This window comes from Neobacillus paridis (assembly GCF_016765675.1).
In the GTDB taxonomy this organism is placed as follows: domain Bacteria; phylum Bacillota; class Bacilli; order Bacillales; family Cytobacillaceae; genus Neobacillus; species Neobacillus paridis.
Genome location: NZ_JAESWB010000023.1, coordinates 1 through 14,559, shown reverse-complemented (window position 1 = coordinate 14,559; position 14,559 = coordinate 1). Strand labels below are relative to the sequence as shown.

Below are 14,559 nucleotides of genomic sequence, written 5' to 3'. Positions count from 1 at the left end.
GGTAGTTGGGGCACGTGCCCCTGTGAGAGTAGGACGCTGCCGGGCAAACAAAAAAGACAATCTGCATAGGTTGTCTTTTTTGTTTTGTTAAATTAGTAATATTTTCTCATATATTTTATGTTTTGTTCCTATAAGATTTGGAGAAAATCATAGTGTAGTGATTCGTTGCATCTTAGGAAAAAATTAAGTATAATTAATGTCAAATATAGTCAAAGTCAGATCGAAGTGGGGGTGCGAAGATGAGGAACATCTCCGATATTATTGAGCAATATTTAAAGCGGGTTTTAGAGTTGAGTGAAGCGGACCATGTGGAGATAAAGAGAAGTGAAATAGCTGATAAATTCCAGTGTGTACCGTCACAAATAAATTACGTTATCAATACCCGATTTACAATCGAGAGGGGCTATATTGTCGAAAGTAAACGTGGTGGCGGGGGATATATCCGTATCATGAAAGTGGAATCCCACGATTCAGCTGATTTAATTGACCATTTATTGTCACTTTTTCAAAGCAGGATTAGTCAAGCGAGTGCAGAAGATGTTATAGGAAGGTTAATTGACGAGGACATCATAACGGATCGGGAAGCAAAAATAATGTTAAGCGTGATGGACCGTTCTGTTCTATATATTGATCTTCCGTATCGTGATGAACTAAGAGCAAGAATGCTAAGAGCCATGCTTACGACTTTGAAATATAAATAGTAATATAGCAGTATTTCCTAATTTAAACAGGGTTTTATTCCTAATGATTACAAGAAAAAGTCAAGCGTTAGGAGAGGTGAAATTATGATTTGTCAAGAGTGTCATCAAAGGCCTGCGGCATTTCACTTTACAAAAATTGTTAATGGTGAAAAAACAGAGGTAAATCTTTGTGAAGTATGTGCCCAAGAAAAAGGTGAAATATTGATGTTTAATGGACAGTCGGGCTTTGATTTTAATAACTTATTAGCAGGATTATTAAAAATTGACCCCACTTTTCAAAAGCCAAGCCAAAGTCCATTTCAACAGGAGGAACTCCTTCATTGTGAAAACTGTTCAATGACATTCCCGCAATTTTTAAAACTGGGCCGGTTTGGCTGTTCCCACTGTTATGACACCTTTAAAGATCAGTTACAGCCTGTATTAAGAAGGCTTCATAGTGGCAACTGGACACATAACGGGAAAATTCCAAAAAGAATTGGCGGCGATTTACATCTGCGCAAACAACTAGAAGAGTTAAAGGAAGGACTGCAAAAATGTATTTCGCTGGAGGAATTTGAAACAGCAGCAAAGATTCGCGATGAAATTCGTAGCATAGAGAAGAAATTGACCAGTGGTTACGAGGGAGGGAAATAATGTGTCGCTCGAGCATTTCTTAAATCAAGCGGTTAGTTCATGGATGAGCGAGGAAGGGCCAGATTCCGATATCGTCCTCACTACACGGATTCGCCTAGCCCGCAATTTTGAACAATATAAATTTCCAACATTATTTTCCCATCAAGAGGCACAACAGGTGATTTCCGAGATGGAACAGCTCTTGCAAAATTCCGGCTTGCAAAAGTTTGGCCAAATGGAGCTATTAAAAATAGAAGACATGCAGCCGCTTCAAAAAAGAGTTTTAGTTGAAAAACATTTAATCAGTCCGCAGCTGGCTGAGGATTCACCATACGGAGCAGTATTATTAACCGAAAATGAAGAAATTAGTATTATGATTAATGAAGAGGATCATATTCGAATTCAATGCTTGTTCCCCGGACTGCAATTAACCGAAGCCTTACAGGCTGCTAATGAGATCGACGATTGGCTTGAGAGTCACATTCAATATGCCTTTGATGAAAAATACGGATATTTAACCAGCTGTCCGACGAATGTTGGTACAGGGATCCGCGCTTCCGTAATGATGCATTTACCAGGGTTAATTTTGACACAGCAAATGAATCGAATTATCCCTGCAATAAACCAATTAGGACTTGTGGTACGAGGAATTTATGGTGAAGGAAGTGAAGCCTTAGGGAATATTTTTCAAATTTCCAATCAAATTACCCTTGGGAAATCAGAGGAGGATATTTGCCGGGATTTAATAGGTGTCGTCAGCCAGTTAATTTCACAAGAAAGGTCAGCACGTGAAGCATTGCGGAAAACTTCTAACATACAATTAGAAGATAGAGTATTCCGTTCATTAGGAGTTTTAACCAATAGCCGAATCATAGAATCAAAAGAAGCCGCCCGTTGTTTATCGGATGTACGACTGGGAATTGATATGGGTTACATTCAAAATATGTCAAAGTCGATCCTAAATGAATTAATGATTTTGACCCAACCTGGTTTCTTACAGCAGTATGCCGGGGGGCAACTTAGACCGCATGAAAGGGATATTAGACGGGCCGCGTTAATTCGTGAACGTCTTAAAATGGAATTCAATAAATTATAGGTGAGGAGTGAGCACAATGATGTTTGGCCGGTTTACTGAAAGAGCTCAAAAGGTTTTAGCATTGGCACAGGAAGAGGCAATCCGCCTGGGACACAATAATATTGGAACTGAGCATATTTTATTAGGATTAATTCGCGAAGGGGAAGGAATTGCTGCCAAAGCCCTTTACGGTCTGGGCTTGGGCTCGGACAAGATTCAAAAGGAAGTTGAGAACCTGATTGGCAAGGGTCAAGAGACTTCGCAAATCATTCATTATACACCTAGAGCCAAAAAGGTGATTGAGCTTTCCATGGACGAAGCTCGTAAATTAGGACATTCCTATGTAGGAACTGAGCATATTTTACTTGGATTGATCCGCGAAGGAGAAGGTGTTGCCGCACGTGTCCTGAATAACCTTGGTGTCAGCTTAAATAAAGCACGTCAGCAGGTACTGCAATTATTAGGCAGCAATGAAACCGGCGGGCATCAAGGAGGCGCCTCCACAAGCGCGAACACTCCGACACTTGACAGCCTTGCCCGGGATTTAACGGCAATCGCCCGGGAAGGAAGCCTAGACCCTGTCATTGGCCGCAGCAAAGAAATTCAGCGGGTCATTGAAGTGCTGAGCCGCCGGACGAAGAATAACCCGGTGCTAATCGGTGAGCCTGGTGTTGGTAAGACAGCTATTGCCGAGGGACTGGCACAGCAAATCGTTAATAACGAGGTACCGGAAATCCTCCGCGATAAGCGGGTTATGACCCTTGACATGGGGACCGTGGTGGCTGGTACAAAATACCGCGGTGAATTTGAGGACCGCCTCAAAAAGGTCATGGATGAAATTCGTCAGGCTGGGAATATCATCCTATTCATCGATGAACTCCATACATTAATAGGTGCCGGCGGGGCCGAAGGTGCAATTGATGCTTCCAATATCTTAAAGCCGTCGCTTGCCCGCGGGGAGCTGCAATGTATCGGGGCAACAACCCTTGATGAATACCGTAAATATATTGAAAAGGATGCTGCTCTCGAGCGCCGCTTCCAGCCGATTCGGGTCGATGAGCCGACAATTGAAGAATCGATTCAAATTTTACAGGGATTACGCGACCGTTATGAAGCCCATCACCGCGTATCGATTACCGACGATGCGATTGAAGCTGCGGTGAAATTATCGGACCGCTATATATCGGACCGCTTCCTGCCGGATAAAGCAATTGATTTAATTGATGAGGCAGGGTCGAAGGTACGGCTGCGCTCTTACACAACCCCGCCAAATTTGAAAGAGCTCGAAGTGAGACTAGAAGAAGTCCGAAAAGAAAAGGATGCCGCTGTTCAAAGTCAGGAGTTTGAAAAAGCTGCTTCTTTAAGAGATTCCGAACAGCGTTTGCGTGAACAACTGGAGGAAACGAAGAAGAGCTGGAAAGAAAAGCAAGGCAAAGAGAATAATGAAGTGACAGTGGAGGATATTGCCAGCGTTGTCTCAAGCTGGACGGGGGTTCCTGTTTCCAAGCTTGCTGAAACCGAAACGGCCAAATTGCTTAATTTAGAGGAAATCCTTCATTCCCGGGTTATCGGTCAGGATGAGGCCGTTAAGGCGGTTGCCAAAGCCGTTCGTCGTGCCAGAGCCGGATTGAAAGATCCAAAGCGTCCAATTGGTTCCTTCATTTTCCTCGGCCCTACAGGTGTTGGTAAAACAGAATTAGCCCGGGCCCTTGCCGAAGCGATGTTTGGCGATGAAGATGCGATGATTCGGATTGATATGTCAGAATATATGGAGAAACATTCGACATCACGTCTTGTCGGTTCCCCTCCAGGGTATGTCGGTTACGAAGAGGGCGGCCAATTAACGGAAAAAGTACGCAGAAAGCCTTACTCCGTTATCTTGCTGGATGAAATTGAAAAAGCGCATCCTGATGTGTTTAATATTTTACTCCAAGTCCTTGAAGATGGGCGGTTAACGGATTCTAAAGGGCGGACCGTGGATTTCCGTAATACCGTATTAATCATGACTTCGAACGTAGGGGCCGAAGCGCTGAAACGGAACAAATATGTTGGTTTTAATATTCAGGACAACAGTGACCAAAATTACAAAGATATGAAAGGTAAAGTAATGGAGGAGCTAAAGAAAGCGTTCCGTCCTGAATTCTTGAACCGCATTGATGAAATCATTGTCTTCCATGCGCTGGAAAGAAAGCACTTAAATGAAATTGTCGCTCTGTTATCGGATCAGTTAATTAAGCGGCTGAGAGAGCAAAATATTTCAATTGAATTAACAGCTGCTGCCAGAGATAAAATAGCTGAGGAAGGGTATGATCCTGAATACGGGGCAAGACCGTTGAAACGGGCCATTCAAAAACATGTAGAGGATCGGCTTTCAGAGGAACTCTTAAGAGGAACCTTATTAACCGGCCAGCATGCTATAATAGATGTGGCAGATGGAGAATTTACCGTCAAAACCGCAGAGAGAGAAACGGTAACAAAATAACCAAAGTTAAGAAGAAATAAGGGTTTTAATTTTTAAAAAACTAAAGAGGTACACGTGAATAAAAATGAACCGTGTACCTCTTTTTTCGATAGGATGGAAATTCTCTGCTAGACTGGAGAGGAAGAAACAGATGGTAAAGCGAAAAACGAAGTTTATTTGTCAAGAGTGCGGGTATGAATCGCCAAAATGGATGGGAAAATGTCCGGGGTGCGGGACTTGGAACAAAATGGTGGAGGAAATAGAGGTTACGGGAGCGGCGAGAAGAGGGGCATTTGCTCATTCACAAGGAGGAACGATTGTAACCAAACCGACTCCAATTACGTCTATTGAAACGGTAAGTGAACCGCGCATTTATACAGATTTAGCAGAGCTCAATCGTGTCCTGGGCGGCGGTGTGGTTAAAGGCTCGCTGGTGTTAATTGGCGGTGACCCGGGAATTGGTAAGTCCACCCTTCTGTTGCAAGTCTCATCACAGCTTGCAGAGAAAGGTCATCAGGTTTTATATATATCAGGTGAGGAATCGCTGCGCCAGACGAAACTAAGAGCCGAGCGATTAGGGATCTCTTCTGAACATTTGCTTGTTTATGCGGAAACCAACCTTGAGGAAATGAATCGGACAATCGAGCAGACAAACCCCAGCTTTGTCATCGTTGACTCGATTCAAACCATATTTCATCCGGATGTGACGTCGGCTCCTGGGAGTGTCTCGCAAGTTCGGGAGTGCACCGCAGAATTGATGCGAATTGGAAAAACAAAAGGAATTGCCATTTTTATTGTCGGGCATGTGACAAAGGAAGGGTCGATTGCCGGGCCGCGCCTGCTTGAGCATATGGTTGATACAGTGCTTTATTTTGAGGGGGAAAGACACCACACGTATCGGATCCTCAGAGCGGTGAAAAACCGCTTTGGTTCGACAAATGAAATGGGGATTTTTGAAATGAAGGAATCTGGCTTGGAAGAGGTGGAAAATCCATCTGAAATCTTCCTTGAAGAGCGGTCGCGCGGGGCTGCTGGTTCCACTGTTGTTGCTTCTATGGAAGGGACACGGCCGGTTCTGGTAGAAATTCAGGCATTGATTTCCCCAACAAGCTTTGGTAACCCCAGAAGAATGGCAACAGGCATTGACCATAACCGTGTGCCGTTATTAATGGCTGTGCTGGAAAAACGGGTTGGGATGCTGCTGGCAAACCAGGATGCTTACGTTAAAGTAGCCGGCGGTGTTAAACTGGATGAACCGGCGATTGACCTGGCTGTTGCTGTCAGTATTGCCTCAAGCTTCCGTGATCAGCCGACAAGACCGGCGGATTGTATTATAGGCGAGGTGGGTTTAACAGGAGAAATCCGACGGGTTTCAAGGATTGAACAACGTGTTCAGGAAGCTGCGAAATTGGGTTTTGAGCGGGTCATTTTGCCGGCAAACAATTTGGGCGGCTGGACAGGTCCAAAAGGAATCGAATTGATTGGTGTTTCTTCCGTCGCTGAAGCATTAAAGGCTGCACTAGGGTAATCAAGAAAAACTCTGCTAGTTTACTAGCTGTACACCAATTATCGCCAAAAAAGTATTGCTAGAACATAGAAACTATGTTAAAATAAAAATTTTTCAATTTATTTGACATAAATTTCCTATGATGCTACCCTATAAATTGAAAGTTCTTTATTATAACAAGAAGATTTCATATTGCTAACAATTTAAAAAATAATTGGCAAATCACGGTTTCAATCCTATGAATATGTTTATAATTATTAGAGGAGGTGAAGAAATGTTAAAACGAATTGTGCAAGCCTGCTTCCTCCTTATTGGTGGTACGCTTGGAATATTATTTTTACCCAAATTATTAAATGTTGCTGGCATGGGTGATCTATCCCTGATTAATAATTCCTATGTCACTGCTATTTTAGGTGCTATTATTTTTTATCTTCTTACCTTTTGGGCAGTTGATTATGTGCTTAATTTTATTAAATGGGCTGAGGATTCTTTAATAAAAATACCCGTCACGGATGTGTTGTTTGCCAGTGTGGGCCTAATTTTTGGTCTAGTGGTCGCTTTTTTAATTGGATTTGCCCTCAACGCAGTGCAGGTTCCTATTTTAAATGCGGTTGCCCCGATTGTATTGACCCTGCTATTTGGCTACCTCGGTTTTCGGGTCGGCCTTAAAAAGCGTGATGAGCTGATGGGTCTTTTCAGCAGAGGCGGGAATAAGAAAAAAACGGTTGATGAGGATAATGAAAAGGGATCACTTCAGTCATTAAAAATTTTGGACACAAGTGTTATTATTGATGGCCGGGTTGCTGATATTTGTCAGACGGGATTTTTGGAAGGAACGATTGTGATCCCCCAATTTGTTCTTGAGGAACTGCAGCATATCGCGGATTCTTCTGATGTGTTAAAACGCAACCGCGGCAGAAGGGGACTTGATATCTTAAACCGGATCCAAAAGGAATTGGCCATTAAAGTGGAAATTTATGAAGGTGATTTTGAGGAAATCCAAGAGGTTGATTCGAAGCTTGTGAAGCTGGCAAAATTAACGGGCGGAATTCTTGTCACCAATGACTTTAATTTAAACAAAGTCTGTGAGTTACAAAATGTACCAGTGTTAAATATTAACGACTTGGCCAATGCGGTTAAACCGGTTGTACTTCCAGGAGAGGAATTAACGGTTCAAGTCATTAAGGATGGAAAAGAGTATCACCAAGGGGTTGCTTACCTTGATGATGGGACGATGATTGTGGTGGAAGAAGGCAGAGAGTATATTGGCAAAAGAATCGAAGTTCTTGTCACCAGTGTCCTTCAGACATCTGCCGGTAGAATGATTTTTGCCAAACCGAAATTATTGGAGAAGGCATTATAATGGTTTGAAAGGCAGAAGCACTTCAGCGTTGAGCCTTCGGTTCAAAGCTAGACAAGATAGAGAGAAAGAATGAGGTTTTCCATATGACTTATCAAGTCATTATCCCTGCAGCGGGTCAGGGAAAAAGAATGGGAGCGGGGAAAAATAAGCTTTTGCTTGAGCTGGATGGAATTCCTGTTTTGATTCACACGTTACGAGTGTTTGAAGCAGACGATGCCTGTGCAGGAATCATTTTAGCGGTCCATCCCCAGGATGAATCAGAAATTAAAGCATTGATTGAACAGTATCAGTTAACCAAGGTTTGCGGTTTTGCTCCGGGTGGAAAAGAACGGCAGGACAGTATTTTTAATGCCTTAAAAACGGTCGAAACCGATGGAATTATTCTTGTTCATGATGGTGCAAGACCTTTTATCCAAATAGAACAAATTCAGCTTTTAACTGAATTGGCCGCGAAAACAGGGGCAGCGATTATTGCCGTGCCGGCCAAAGACACCATGAAAAAGGTAAAGAATGGTGTTGTCGAAGCAACTGTTGATCGTTCGAGCTTGTGGGCTGTCCAGACCCCACAAGCTTTTCGCGTTTCCCTCCTCAAGGAGGCCTATGAAAAGGCTGACAAGGAGTGCTTTATTGGGACTGATGATGCAAGTCTTGTCGAGCGCTTAGGCCAATGTGTAGCAATCGTCGAAGGTGATTATGATAATATAAAGCTAACGACGATGGAAGATTTATACTTCGCAGAGGCAATTTTAAAAAAACGGAAAAAGGAGTTTAAGTGATGTTTCGAATTGGACAAGGTTTTGATGTTCACCAATTAACCGAGGGGCGGCCCTTAATCATCGGCGGCATTACTATTCCCTATGAAAAGGGATTGTTAGGTCATTCTGATGCCGATGTATTATTGCATACAGTTTGCGATGCCTGTCTTGGTGCTATTGGGGAAGGGGATATCGGCAAGCATTTCCCCGATACTGATCCAAGGTTTAAAGATGCCGACTCCGCAAAGCTGTTGGAGCATGTCTGGCAGCTTGTCAAACAAAAAGGCTATCAGCTTGTCAACGCCGATTGCACCATTATTGCCCAAAAACCCAAAATGGCTTCCTATATTGAACAAATGCGGGGGCGGATCGCTGAACTTCTGGAGGCGGAAACCAGCCAAATCAATGTAAAAGCGACTACAACTGAGAAATTGGGCTTTACCGGCAGGGGCGAAGGCATTGCTGCTCAAGCGGTGGTACTTTTAAAAAAGGTGAACCATTAGACTTTAACCCGCCAATTCATCATGATAAAATGATTCAAGATGACTATTAGGAAAGTGGAGGCATTACCATGTCAAACGAAATACGTGTAAGATATGCTCCCAGTCCAACCGGACATTTGCATATCGGAAATGCTCGCACGGCGCTATTTAACTATTTATTTGCCCGTAATAAAGGCGGAAAATTTATTATCCGAATTGAAGATACGGATAAGAAGCGGAATATTGAAGACGGTGAACGGAGTCAATTAAAATATTTAAAATGGCTTGGAATTGATTGGGATGAAAGCGTTGATGTCGGTGGTGAATACGGACCATACCGGCAATCAGAGCGCAATGATATTTACGAAAAATATTACAAGCAGATGCTGGAAAATGGTCAGGCCTACAAATGCTATTGCACCGAAGAGGAGTTAGAGGCAGAACGAGAAGCACAGATCGCACGTGGTGAAACGCCGCATTATTCCGGTAAATGCCGTCACTTAACAGCTGAAGACCGTGCCCGGTTAGAAGCAGAAGGGCGCATGCCAAGCATTCGGATCGTTGTTCCGGAAGGTAAAACCTACACATTTGATGATATGGTAAAGGGTGTTGTTTCCTTCGACTCTGAAGGCATGGGTGACTGGGTTATGGTGAAAAAGGACGGTACACCTACCTATAACTTTGCCGTTGCAATTGATGATCATTTAATGGAGATTTCCCATGTATTGCGTGGGGATGACCATATTTCTAATACACCGAAACAACTGATGGTTTACGATGCCTTAGGCTGGGAACCGCCAATTTTTGGTCATATGACCCTGATCGTCAATGAAAGCCGCCGGAAATTAAGTAAACGTGATGAATCGATTATCCAATTCATTGAACAATATGAAGAGTTGGGCTATTTGCCGGAAGCGATTTTCAATTTTATCACTTTGCTTGGCTGGTCACCGGCAGGCGAAGAGGAGCTTTACTCCAAAGAGGAGTTTATTAAGCTTTTTGATGCAAGCCGTCTGTCGAAATCACCGGCCCTATTTGATAAGCAAAAGCTCACCTGGATGAACAATCAATACATGAAAAAAGTCGATGTTGATCGGGCTGTCGAGCTTGCTTTGCCGCATCTCATCAAGGCCGGCAGGGTACCTGAGAATCTATCCGCTGAGGAAAGAGACTGGGTTCGCAGTTTGGTAGCATTGCTGCAGGAAAAGATGAGTTTTGGTGCAGAAATTGTTGAACTTTCCGAGTTGTTCTTTAAAGAACAGGTGGAATATGAGGAAGAAGCGAGAGAGGTGCTTGCTGGAGAGCAGGTACCGCAAGTATTAAAGGCCTTCTTAGCAGAGCTTGACCAAATGGAAGACTTTAAAGCGGAAGGAATTAAAGCGGCAATGAAAGCCGTGCAAAAATCTACTGGTCAAAAAGGGAAGAACTTGTTCATGCCAATTCGTGCCGCTGTAACAGGACAAACTCATGGGCCAGATCTGCCGAAATCCATCGAACTTTTAGGAAAAGAAAAGGTTCAACAAAGAATTCAACAAATTATTGGTTAACAATAGCGAAAAAGTGTAATATAGTAAATATAAATGAACACTCGACGATAGACGGGGACATTAGGGCAGTTGCCGAAGTATAGTCGAATTTATTTAACGAAAATAGATGATATGAGCTAAATCGTTGATGAGGAAAAGTAGAAAAATGATTGCTTAAAAGAGAGGACCATCACCGGCTGAAAGTGGTTCAAGCCGCTCATTTTTTGAAATGCACCTCTGAGTCTCATTTCAAAAGGAGTTTATCCGAGTAGATTTGAGCGGAACCTTTCCGTTAACAAGTAAGAGTGAGGCATACAGGTTTTCAGTGTTTGTTAGAAAATTACGCTGAAAAGACTAGTGCCTAATCAGAGTGGAACCACGCATAAGCGTCTCTGTCGTCGGACAGGGGCGCTTTTTTATTCAAGAGAAAAGGTCACGGCAAATCGTCGAGAAGGCTGGAAACAGAATTTTAGCTGCTTATCTTATACTGGTCAGGGTGTGCTGCTGACCAAAGGGTTTACTCTTTTCTAATTGGGGGGATGGGAATGTTTAAGACATTAAAGGAAGATGTAGAAGTTGTATTTGATCAGGACCCGGCGGCGAGAACTTACTTAGAAGTCATATTAACATATTCAGGTTTGCACGCTATTTGGGCTCATCGAGTGGCTCATGCCTTGTATAAGCGTAAATTTTTTTTCCTTGCTCGCGTTATTTCGCAAATTAGCCGCTTTTTCACAGGAATTGAAATTCATCCCGGGGCAAAAATAGGCAGGAGATTTTTTATCGACCACGGGATGGGTGTGGTCATTGGGGAGACCTGCGAAATTGGTGATAATGTCACGATTTATCAAGGGGTAACATTAGGCGGGACAGGAAAAGAAAAAGGCAAACGCCATCCGACTATTAAAGACAATGTCCTTATTTCTACCGGGGCAAAGGTACTTGGGTCGATTACGATTGGGGAAAATTCCAAAATTGGCGGCGGCTCTGTTGTCTTAAAAGAAGTACCTCCTAACTCCACCGTGGTGGGGATTCCGGGGCGAGTCGTTGTTCAGGATGGTAAACGAATAAAACGGGATTTAAATCATAGTGACCTTCCAGACCCGGTAGCTGATCGTTTTAAAGAAATGCAGCAGGAACTGGAACAACTGAGAAAAGAATTGGAAGAATTAAAACAAGAAAGGAAAAAGGTTAATGGCCATTCAACTTTATAATACGCTCACACGTAAAAAGGAAACATTTGTACCGCTTGAAGAAGGAAAAGTGAAAATGTATGTTTGCGGTCCGACTGTTTATAACTATATTCATATAGGTAATGCCCGTCCAGCGATTGTCTTTGATACGGTTCGCCGTTATTTTGAATATCGCGGCTATGAAGTTCAATATGTTTCGAACTTTACTGATGTTGATGATAAATTAATCCGCGCTGCCAATCAGCTAGGAGAGGATGTCCCAACCATTGCCAACCGTTTTATCGAAGCCTATTTTGAAGATGTATCAGCATTAGGCTGCAGAAGAGCTGATGTTCATCCACGGGTAATGGAGAATATGGATATCATTATTGATTTTATCCGGCAGCTGGTGGAAAAAGGCTATGCCTATGAATCAGAGGGAGATGTGTACTTCCGGACACGCAGCTTTGATGAGTACGGCAAGCTTTCTCATCAATCAATAGACGAGCTGCGGATTGGCGCCCGGATTGAAGTCGGTGATAAAAAGGAAGACGATTTAGACTTTGCTTTATGGAAGGCGGCGAAGGAAGGGGAAATTTTCTGGGAAAGCCCGTGGGGACCAGGACGGCCCGGCTGGCATATCGAATGCTCGGCCATGGCAAAAAAATACCTCGGCGAGACGATAGATATTCATGCCGGGGGTCAGGACCTGACATTCCCGCACCATGAAAATGAAATCGCCCAATCGGAGGCACTTTCTGGTAAAACATTTGCTAACTATTGGCTGCATAATGGCTATATTAATATTGATAACGAAAAAATGTCAAAGTCACTAGGAAACTTTGTCCTCGTTCACGATATTATTCGGAAGCACAACCCACAGGTACTCAGGTTCTTTATGCTTTCCGTACATTATCGTAATCCGATCAACTATAGCGAGGAATTATTGGAGAGCACGAGGGCGGCATTTGAACGGCTAACCACCTCTTACCAAAACTTAAAGCACCGCAGGGAGGCAAGCACCAATTTAACTGACAATAATCAAGAGTGGCTTGATAAAATTTCTGCCTTGCGTGAGCAATTTATCGAAGCGATGGATGACGATTTTAATACAGCATTGGCGATTTCTGTGTTATTCGAGCTATCAAAACTGGCCAATTATTATTTATTAGAAAAAAATACAGCGGTTGAAGTGATTGATGCCTTTACGACAGAATTTGAAGAGTTATTTGGTGTGCTGGGGCTAACATTGAAACAAGAAGAAATGCTGGATGAAGAAATTGACGCCCTGATTGAACAGCGGATTCAAGCACGGAAAAACCGTAATTTCCAATTGGCTGATCAAATTCGTGACCAATTAAAAGAAATGAATATTATTTTAGAAGACACCCCGCAAGGCACAAGGTGGAAAAGAGGATAACAGATGTTGGAAAACAAAAAAACATTAGACGCATACCAAATGAAAGCTCTTGCCTTGGCCTACATGGGCGATGCGATATTTGAAACCTATGTCCGCCGTCATCTGCTGTCTGCCGGGGAAGTTCGACCTCATCAATTACATCGGGCGGCAACCAGGTATGTCTCGGCTAAGGCGCAATGTCAAATTCTCCTTCAGCTGATCGATGACAATGTTTTACAAGAGGAGGAGCTGGCGGTGGTAATGCGCGGCAGGAATGCCAAATCGGGAACGGTTCCGAAAAACACCGATGTGCAAACTTATCACTATAGCACTGCGTTTGAAGCGTTGATGGGGTATTTATTTTTATCAGGAAAAATCGAAAGGCTGGAAGAACTTATCCACCAAGCGTTTTTATATGTAGAGGAAAAGAAAGGAGGGGCAGCAAAATGAATCAGGAATATATCATTGGCAAAAATCCGGTCATCGAGGCGCTTAAATCCGGACGGGATATTAATAAGGTCTTAATTGCTGAAGGGTCACAGCGTGGCGGAATGCAGCAAATTATTCAACTGGCAAAAGAAGCGAAGGTCCTAGTCCAATTTGTGCCGAAGAAGAAAATTGACCAAATAACCGAACAGAATCATCAAGGGGTGCTTGCCTATATCGCTGCTTATCACTATGCAGAGATGGATGATTTATTTGCGGCTGCTGAAAAGAAAAATGAACCTCCTTTCTTTTTATTATTGGATGAGATAGAAGATCCGCATAATCTTGGCTCGATGATGAGAACAGCTGATGCTGTAGGAGCGCATGGAATCATCATTCCTAAACGCCGGGCTGTCGGTTTAACGGCAACGGTTGCGAAGGCCTCAACCGGGGCAATTGAATATATACCAGTCGTCCGGGTTACCAACATGGCACAAACGCTTGATGAATTAAAGCAACGCGGCCTTTGGATTGCCGGAACAGATGCTTTGGGGAAACAGGATTATCGCCAGTTTGACGGAACGCTGCCGCTTGGTTTAGTCATTGGTAATGAAGGGAAAGGAATGGGGCGGCTGATCAAGGAAAAATGTGATTTTCTCATTCGGCTGCCGATGGCGGGCAAGGTGACTTCATTAAATGCTTCGGTTGCTGCTGCTTTGCTCATGTATGAGGTTTATCGGAAACGACACCCGCTTGGGGGATGACGTATGGATATCCTGTTGGTTGATGGTTACAACATTATCGGGGCGTGGCCGGAGTTAAAAGCCCTAAAGGAGCATGATTTAGCTGCAGCTAGGGATCGCTTAGTTGAGAGAATGGCTGAATACCAAGCCATGTCAGGCTATCGGGTGATTGTCGTCTTTGATGCCTATTATGTTCCGGGGACAGCAAAGAAATCACTAGTGTTGCATTAATTTAATTTAACTATTAGGAATACTCGAAATGTTCAATTTTATTATTCTCTGCAAAGAAAAAGTCCTTTATAATGGATAGGTCAGGTGGTAATCCGTCCAAATCCAA

The 14,559-nt window shown here is 43.2% G+C and carries 13 protein-coding genes, 1 pseudogene and 1 other annotated feature; all 14 genes and pseudogenes read left to right on the top strand.

Annotated elements, in window-relative coordinates; translation table 11 throughout:
- Positions 1 to 239 precede the first annotated feature (239 nt).
- On the top strand, positions 240 to 701 hold the full coding sequence (locus JK635_RS01755; RefSeq protein WP_202651851.1) for a CtsR family transcriptional regulator: 462 nt from the start codon (positions 240 to 242) through the stop codon (positions 699 to 701).
- Between the two features lie 84 nt (positions 702 to 785).
- A complete protein-coding gene (gene mcsA / locus JK635_RS01750) occupies positions 786 to 1,334 on the top strand; it encodes a protein-arginine kinase activator protein McsA (protein WP_202651849.1) in 549 nt (182 codons plus the stop codon).
- A gap of 1 nt (position 1,335) precedes the next feature.
- Positions 1,336 to 2,409 carry a protein-arginine kinase McsB gene (gene mcsB, locus JK635_RS01745; RefSeq protein ID WP_202651848.1) on the top strand — a complete coding sequence of 358 codons (1,074 nt, stop codon included), beginning with the start codon at positions 1,336 to 1,338 and terminating at the stop codon, positions 2,407 to 2,409.
- Positions 2,410 to 2,425: 16 nt separating this feature from the next.
- Entirely contained in the window at positions 2,426 to 4,870 is a 2,445-nt protein-coding gene (clpC, locus tag JK635_RS01740) for an ATP-dependent protease ATP-binding subunit ClpC (RefSeq protein WP_202651846.1), read from the top strand.
- Positions 4,871 to 5,000: 130 nt separating this feature from the next.
- On the top strand, positions 5,001 to 6,377 hold the full coding sequence (gene radA, locus JK635_RS01735) for a DNA repair protein RadA (RefSeq protein ID WP_202651844.1): 1,377 nt from the start codon (positions 5,001 to 5,003) through the stop codon (positions 6,375 to 6,377).
- Between the two features lie 253 nt (positions 6,378 to 6,630).
- A complete protein-coding gene (locus tag JK635_RS01730; protein WP_202651842.1) occupies positions 6,631 to 7,719 on the top strand; it encodes a PIN/TRAM domain-containing protein in 1,089 nt (362 codons plus the stop codon).
- 83 nt (positions 7,720 to 7,802) lie between these two features.
- Positions 7,803 to 8,495 carry a 2-C-methyl-D-erythritol 4-phosphate cytidylyltransferase gene (gene ispD, locus JK635_RS01725; RefSeq protein WP_202651840.1) on the top strand — a complete coding sequence of 231 codons (693 nt, stop codon included), beginning with the start codon at positions 7,803 to 7,805 and terminating at the stop codon, positions 8,493 to 8,495.
- Positions 8,495 to 8,977 (top strand): 2-C-methyl-D-erythritol 2,4-cyclodiphosphate synthase, encoded by a 483-nt coding sequence (ispF, locus tag JK635_RS01720; RefSeq protein WP_202651838.1) that lies wholly within the window; start codon positions 8,495 to 8,497, stop codon positions 8,975 to 8,977. The genes ispD and ispF overlap by 1 nt, the downstream gene beginning before the upstream one ends.
- 68 nt (positions 8,978 to 9,045) lie before the next feature.
- On the top strand, positions 9,046 to 10,503 hold the full coding sequence (gene gltX / locus JK635_RS01715; RefSeq protein ID WP_202651836.1) for a glutamate--tRNA ligase: 1,458 nt from the start codon (positions 9,046 to 9,048) through the stop codon (positions 10,501 to 10,503).
- Positions 10,504 to 10,618: 115 nt separating this feature from the next.
- Positions 10,619 to 10,879, top strand: a binding site (T-box leader).
- Positions 10,880 to 11,027: 148 nt separating this feature from the next.
- On the top strand, positions 11,028 to 11,696 hold the full coding sequence (gene cysE, locus JK635_RS01710; RefSeq protein WP_202651834.1) for a serine O-acetyltransferase: 669 nt from the start codon (positions 11,028 to 11,030) through the stop codon (positions 11,694 to 11,696).
- A complete protein-coding gene (gene cysS / locus JK635_RS01705; RefSeq protein WP_202651832.1) occupies positions 11,677 to 13,074 on the top strand; it encodes a cysteine--tRNA ligase in 1,398 nt (465 codons plus the stop codon). The genes cysE and cysS overlap by 20 nt, the downstream gene beginning before the upstream one ends.
- Positions 13,075 to 13,077: 3 nt before the next feature.
- Entirely contained in the window at positions 13,078 to 13,503 is a 426-nt protein-coding gene (locus JK635_RS01700; RefSeq protein WP_202651830.1) for a Mini-ribonuclease 3, read from the top strand.
- The gene (gene rlmB, locus JK635_RS01695; protein WP_202651828.1) at positions 13,500 to 14,243 is read left to right on the top strand and encodes a 23S rRNA (guanosine(2251)-2'-O)-methyltransferase RlmB; all 744 of its coding nucleotides are present in this window, start codon (positions 13,500 to 13,502) and stop codon (positions 14,241 to 14,243) included. Before JK635_RS01700 ends, rlmB begins: the two co-directional genes overlap by 4 nt.
- Before the next feature lie 3 nt (positions 14,244 to 14,246).
- Positions 14,247 to 14,435: pseudogene (locus tag JK635_RS01690) on the top strand (NYN domain-containing protein); the annotation flags it as partial.
- Between the last annotated feature and the right edge of the window lie 124 nt (positions 14,436 to 14,559).

Coding starts and splice junctions, on each gene's coding strand:
- JK635_RS01755 (WP_202651851.1), top strand. CDS start 240: ATGAGGAACATCTCCGATATTATTGAGCAATATTTAAAGCGGGTTTTA.
- mcsA (WP_202651849.1), top strand. CDS start 786: ATGATTTGTCAAGAGTGTCATCAAAGGCCTGCGGCATTTCACTTTACA.
- clpC (WP_202651846.1), top strand. CDS start 2,426: ATGATGTTTGGCCGGTTTACTGAAAGAGCTCAAAAGGTTTTAGCATTG.
- radA (WP_202651844.1), top strand. CDS start 5,001: ATGGTAAAGCGAAAAACGAAGTTTATTTGTCAAGAGTGCGGGTATGAA.
- JK635_RS01730 (WP_202651842.1), top strand. CDS start 6,631: ATGTTAAAACGAATTGTGCAAGCCTGCTTCCTCCTTATTGGTGGTACG.
- ispD (WP_202651840.1), top strand. CDS start 7,803: ATGACTTATCAAGTCATTATCCCTGCAGCGGGTCAGGGAAAAAGAATG.
- ispF (WP_202651838.1), top strand. CDS start 8,495: ATGTTTCGAATTGGACAAGGTTTTGATGTTCACCAATTAACCGAGGGG.
- gltX (WP_202651836.1), top strand. CDS start 9,046: ATGTCAAACGAAATACGTGTAAGATATGCTCCCAGTCCAACCGGACAT.
- cysE (WP_202651834.1), top strand. CDS start 11,028: ATGTTTAAGACATTAAAGGAAGATGTAGAAGTTGTATTTGATCAGGAC.
- cysS (WP_202651832.1), top strand. CDS start 11,677: ATGGCCATTCAACTTTATAATACGCTCACACGTAAAAAGGAAACATTT.
- JK635_RS01700 (WP_202651830.1), top strand. CDS start 13,078: ATGTTGGAAAACAAAAAAACATTAGACGCATACCAAATGAAAGCTCTT.
- rlmB (WP_202651828.1), top strand. CDS start 13,500: ATGAATCAGGAATATATCATTGGCAAAAATCCGGTCATCGAGGCGCTT.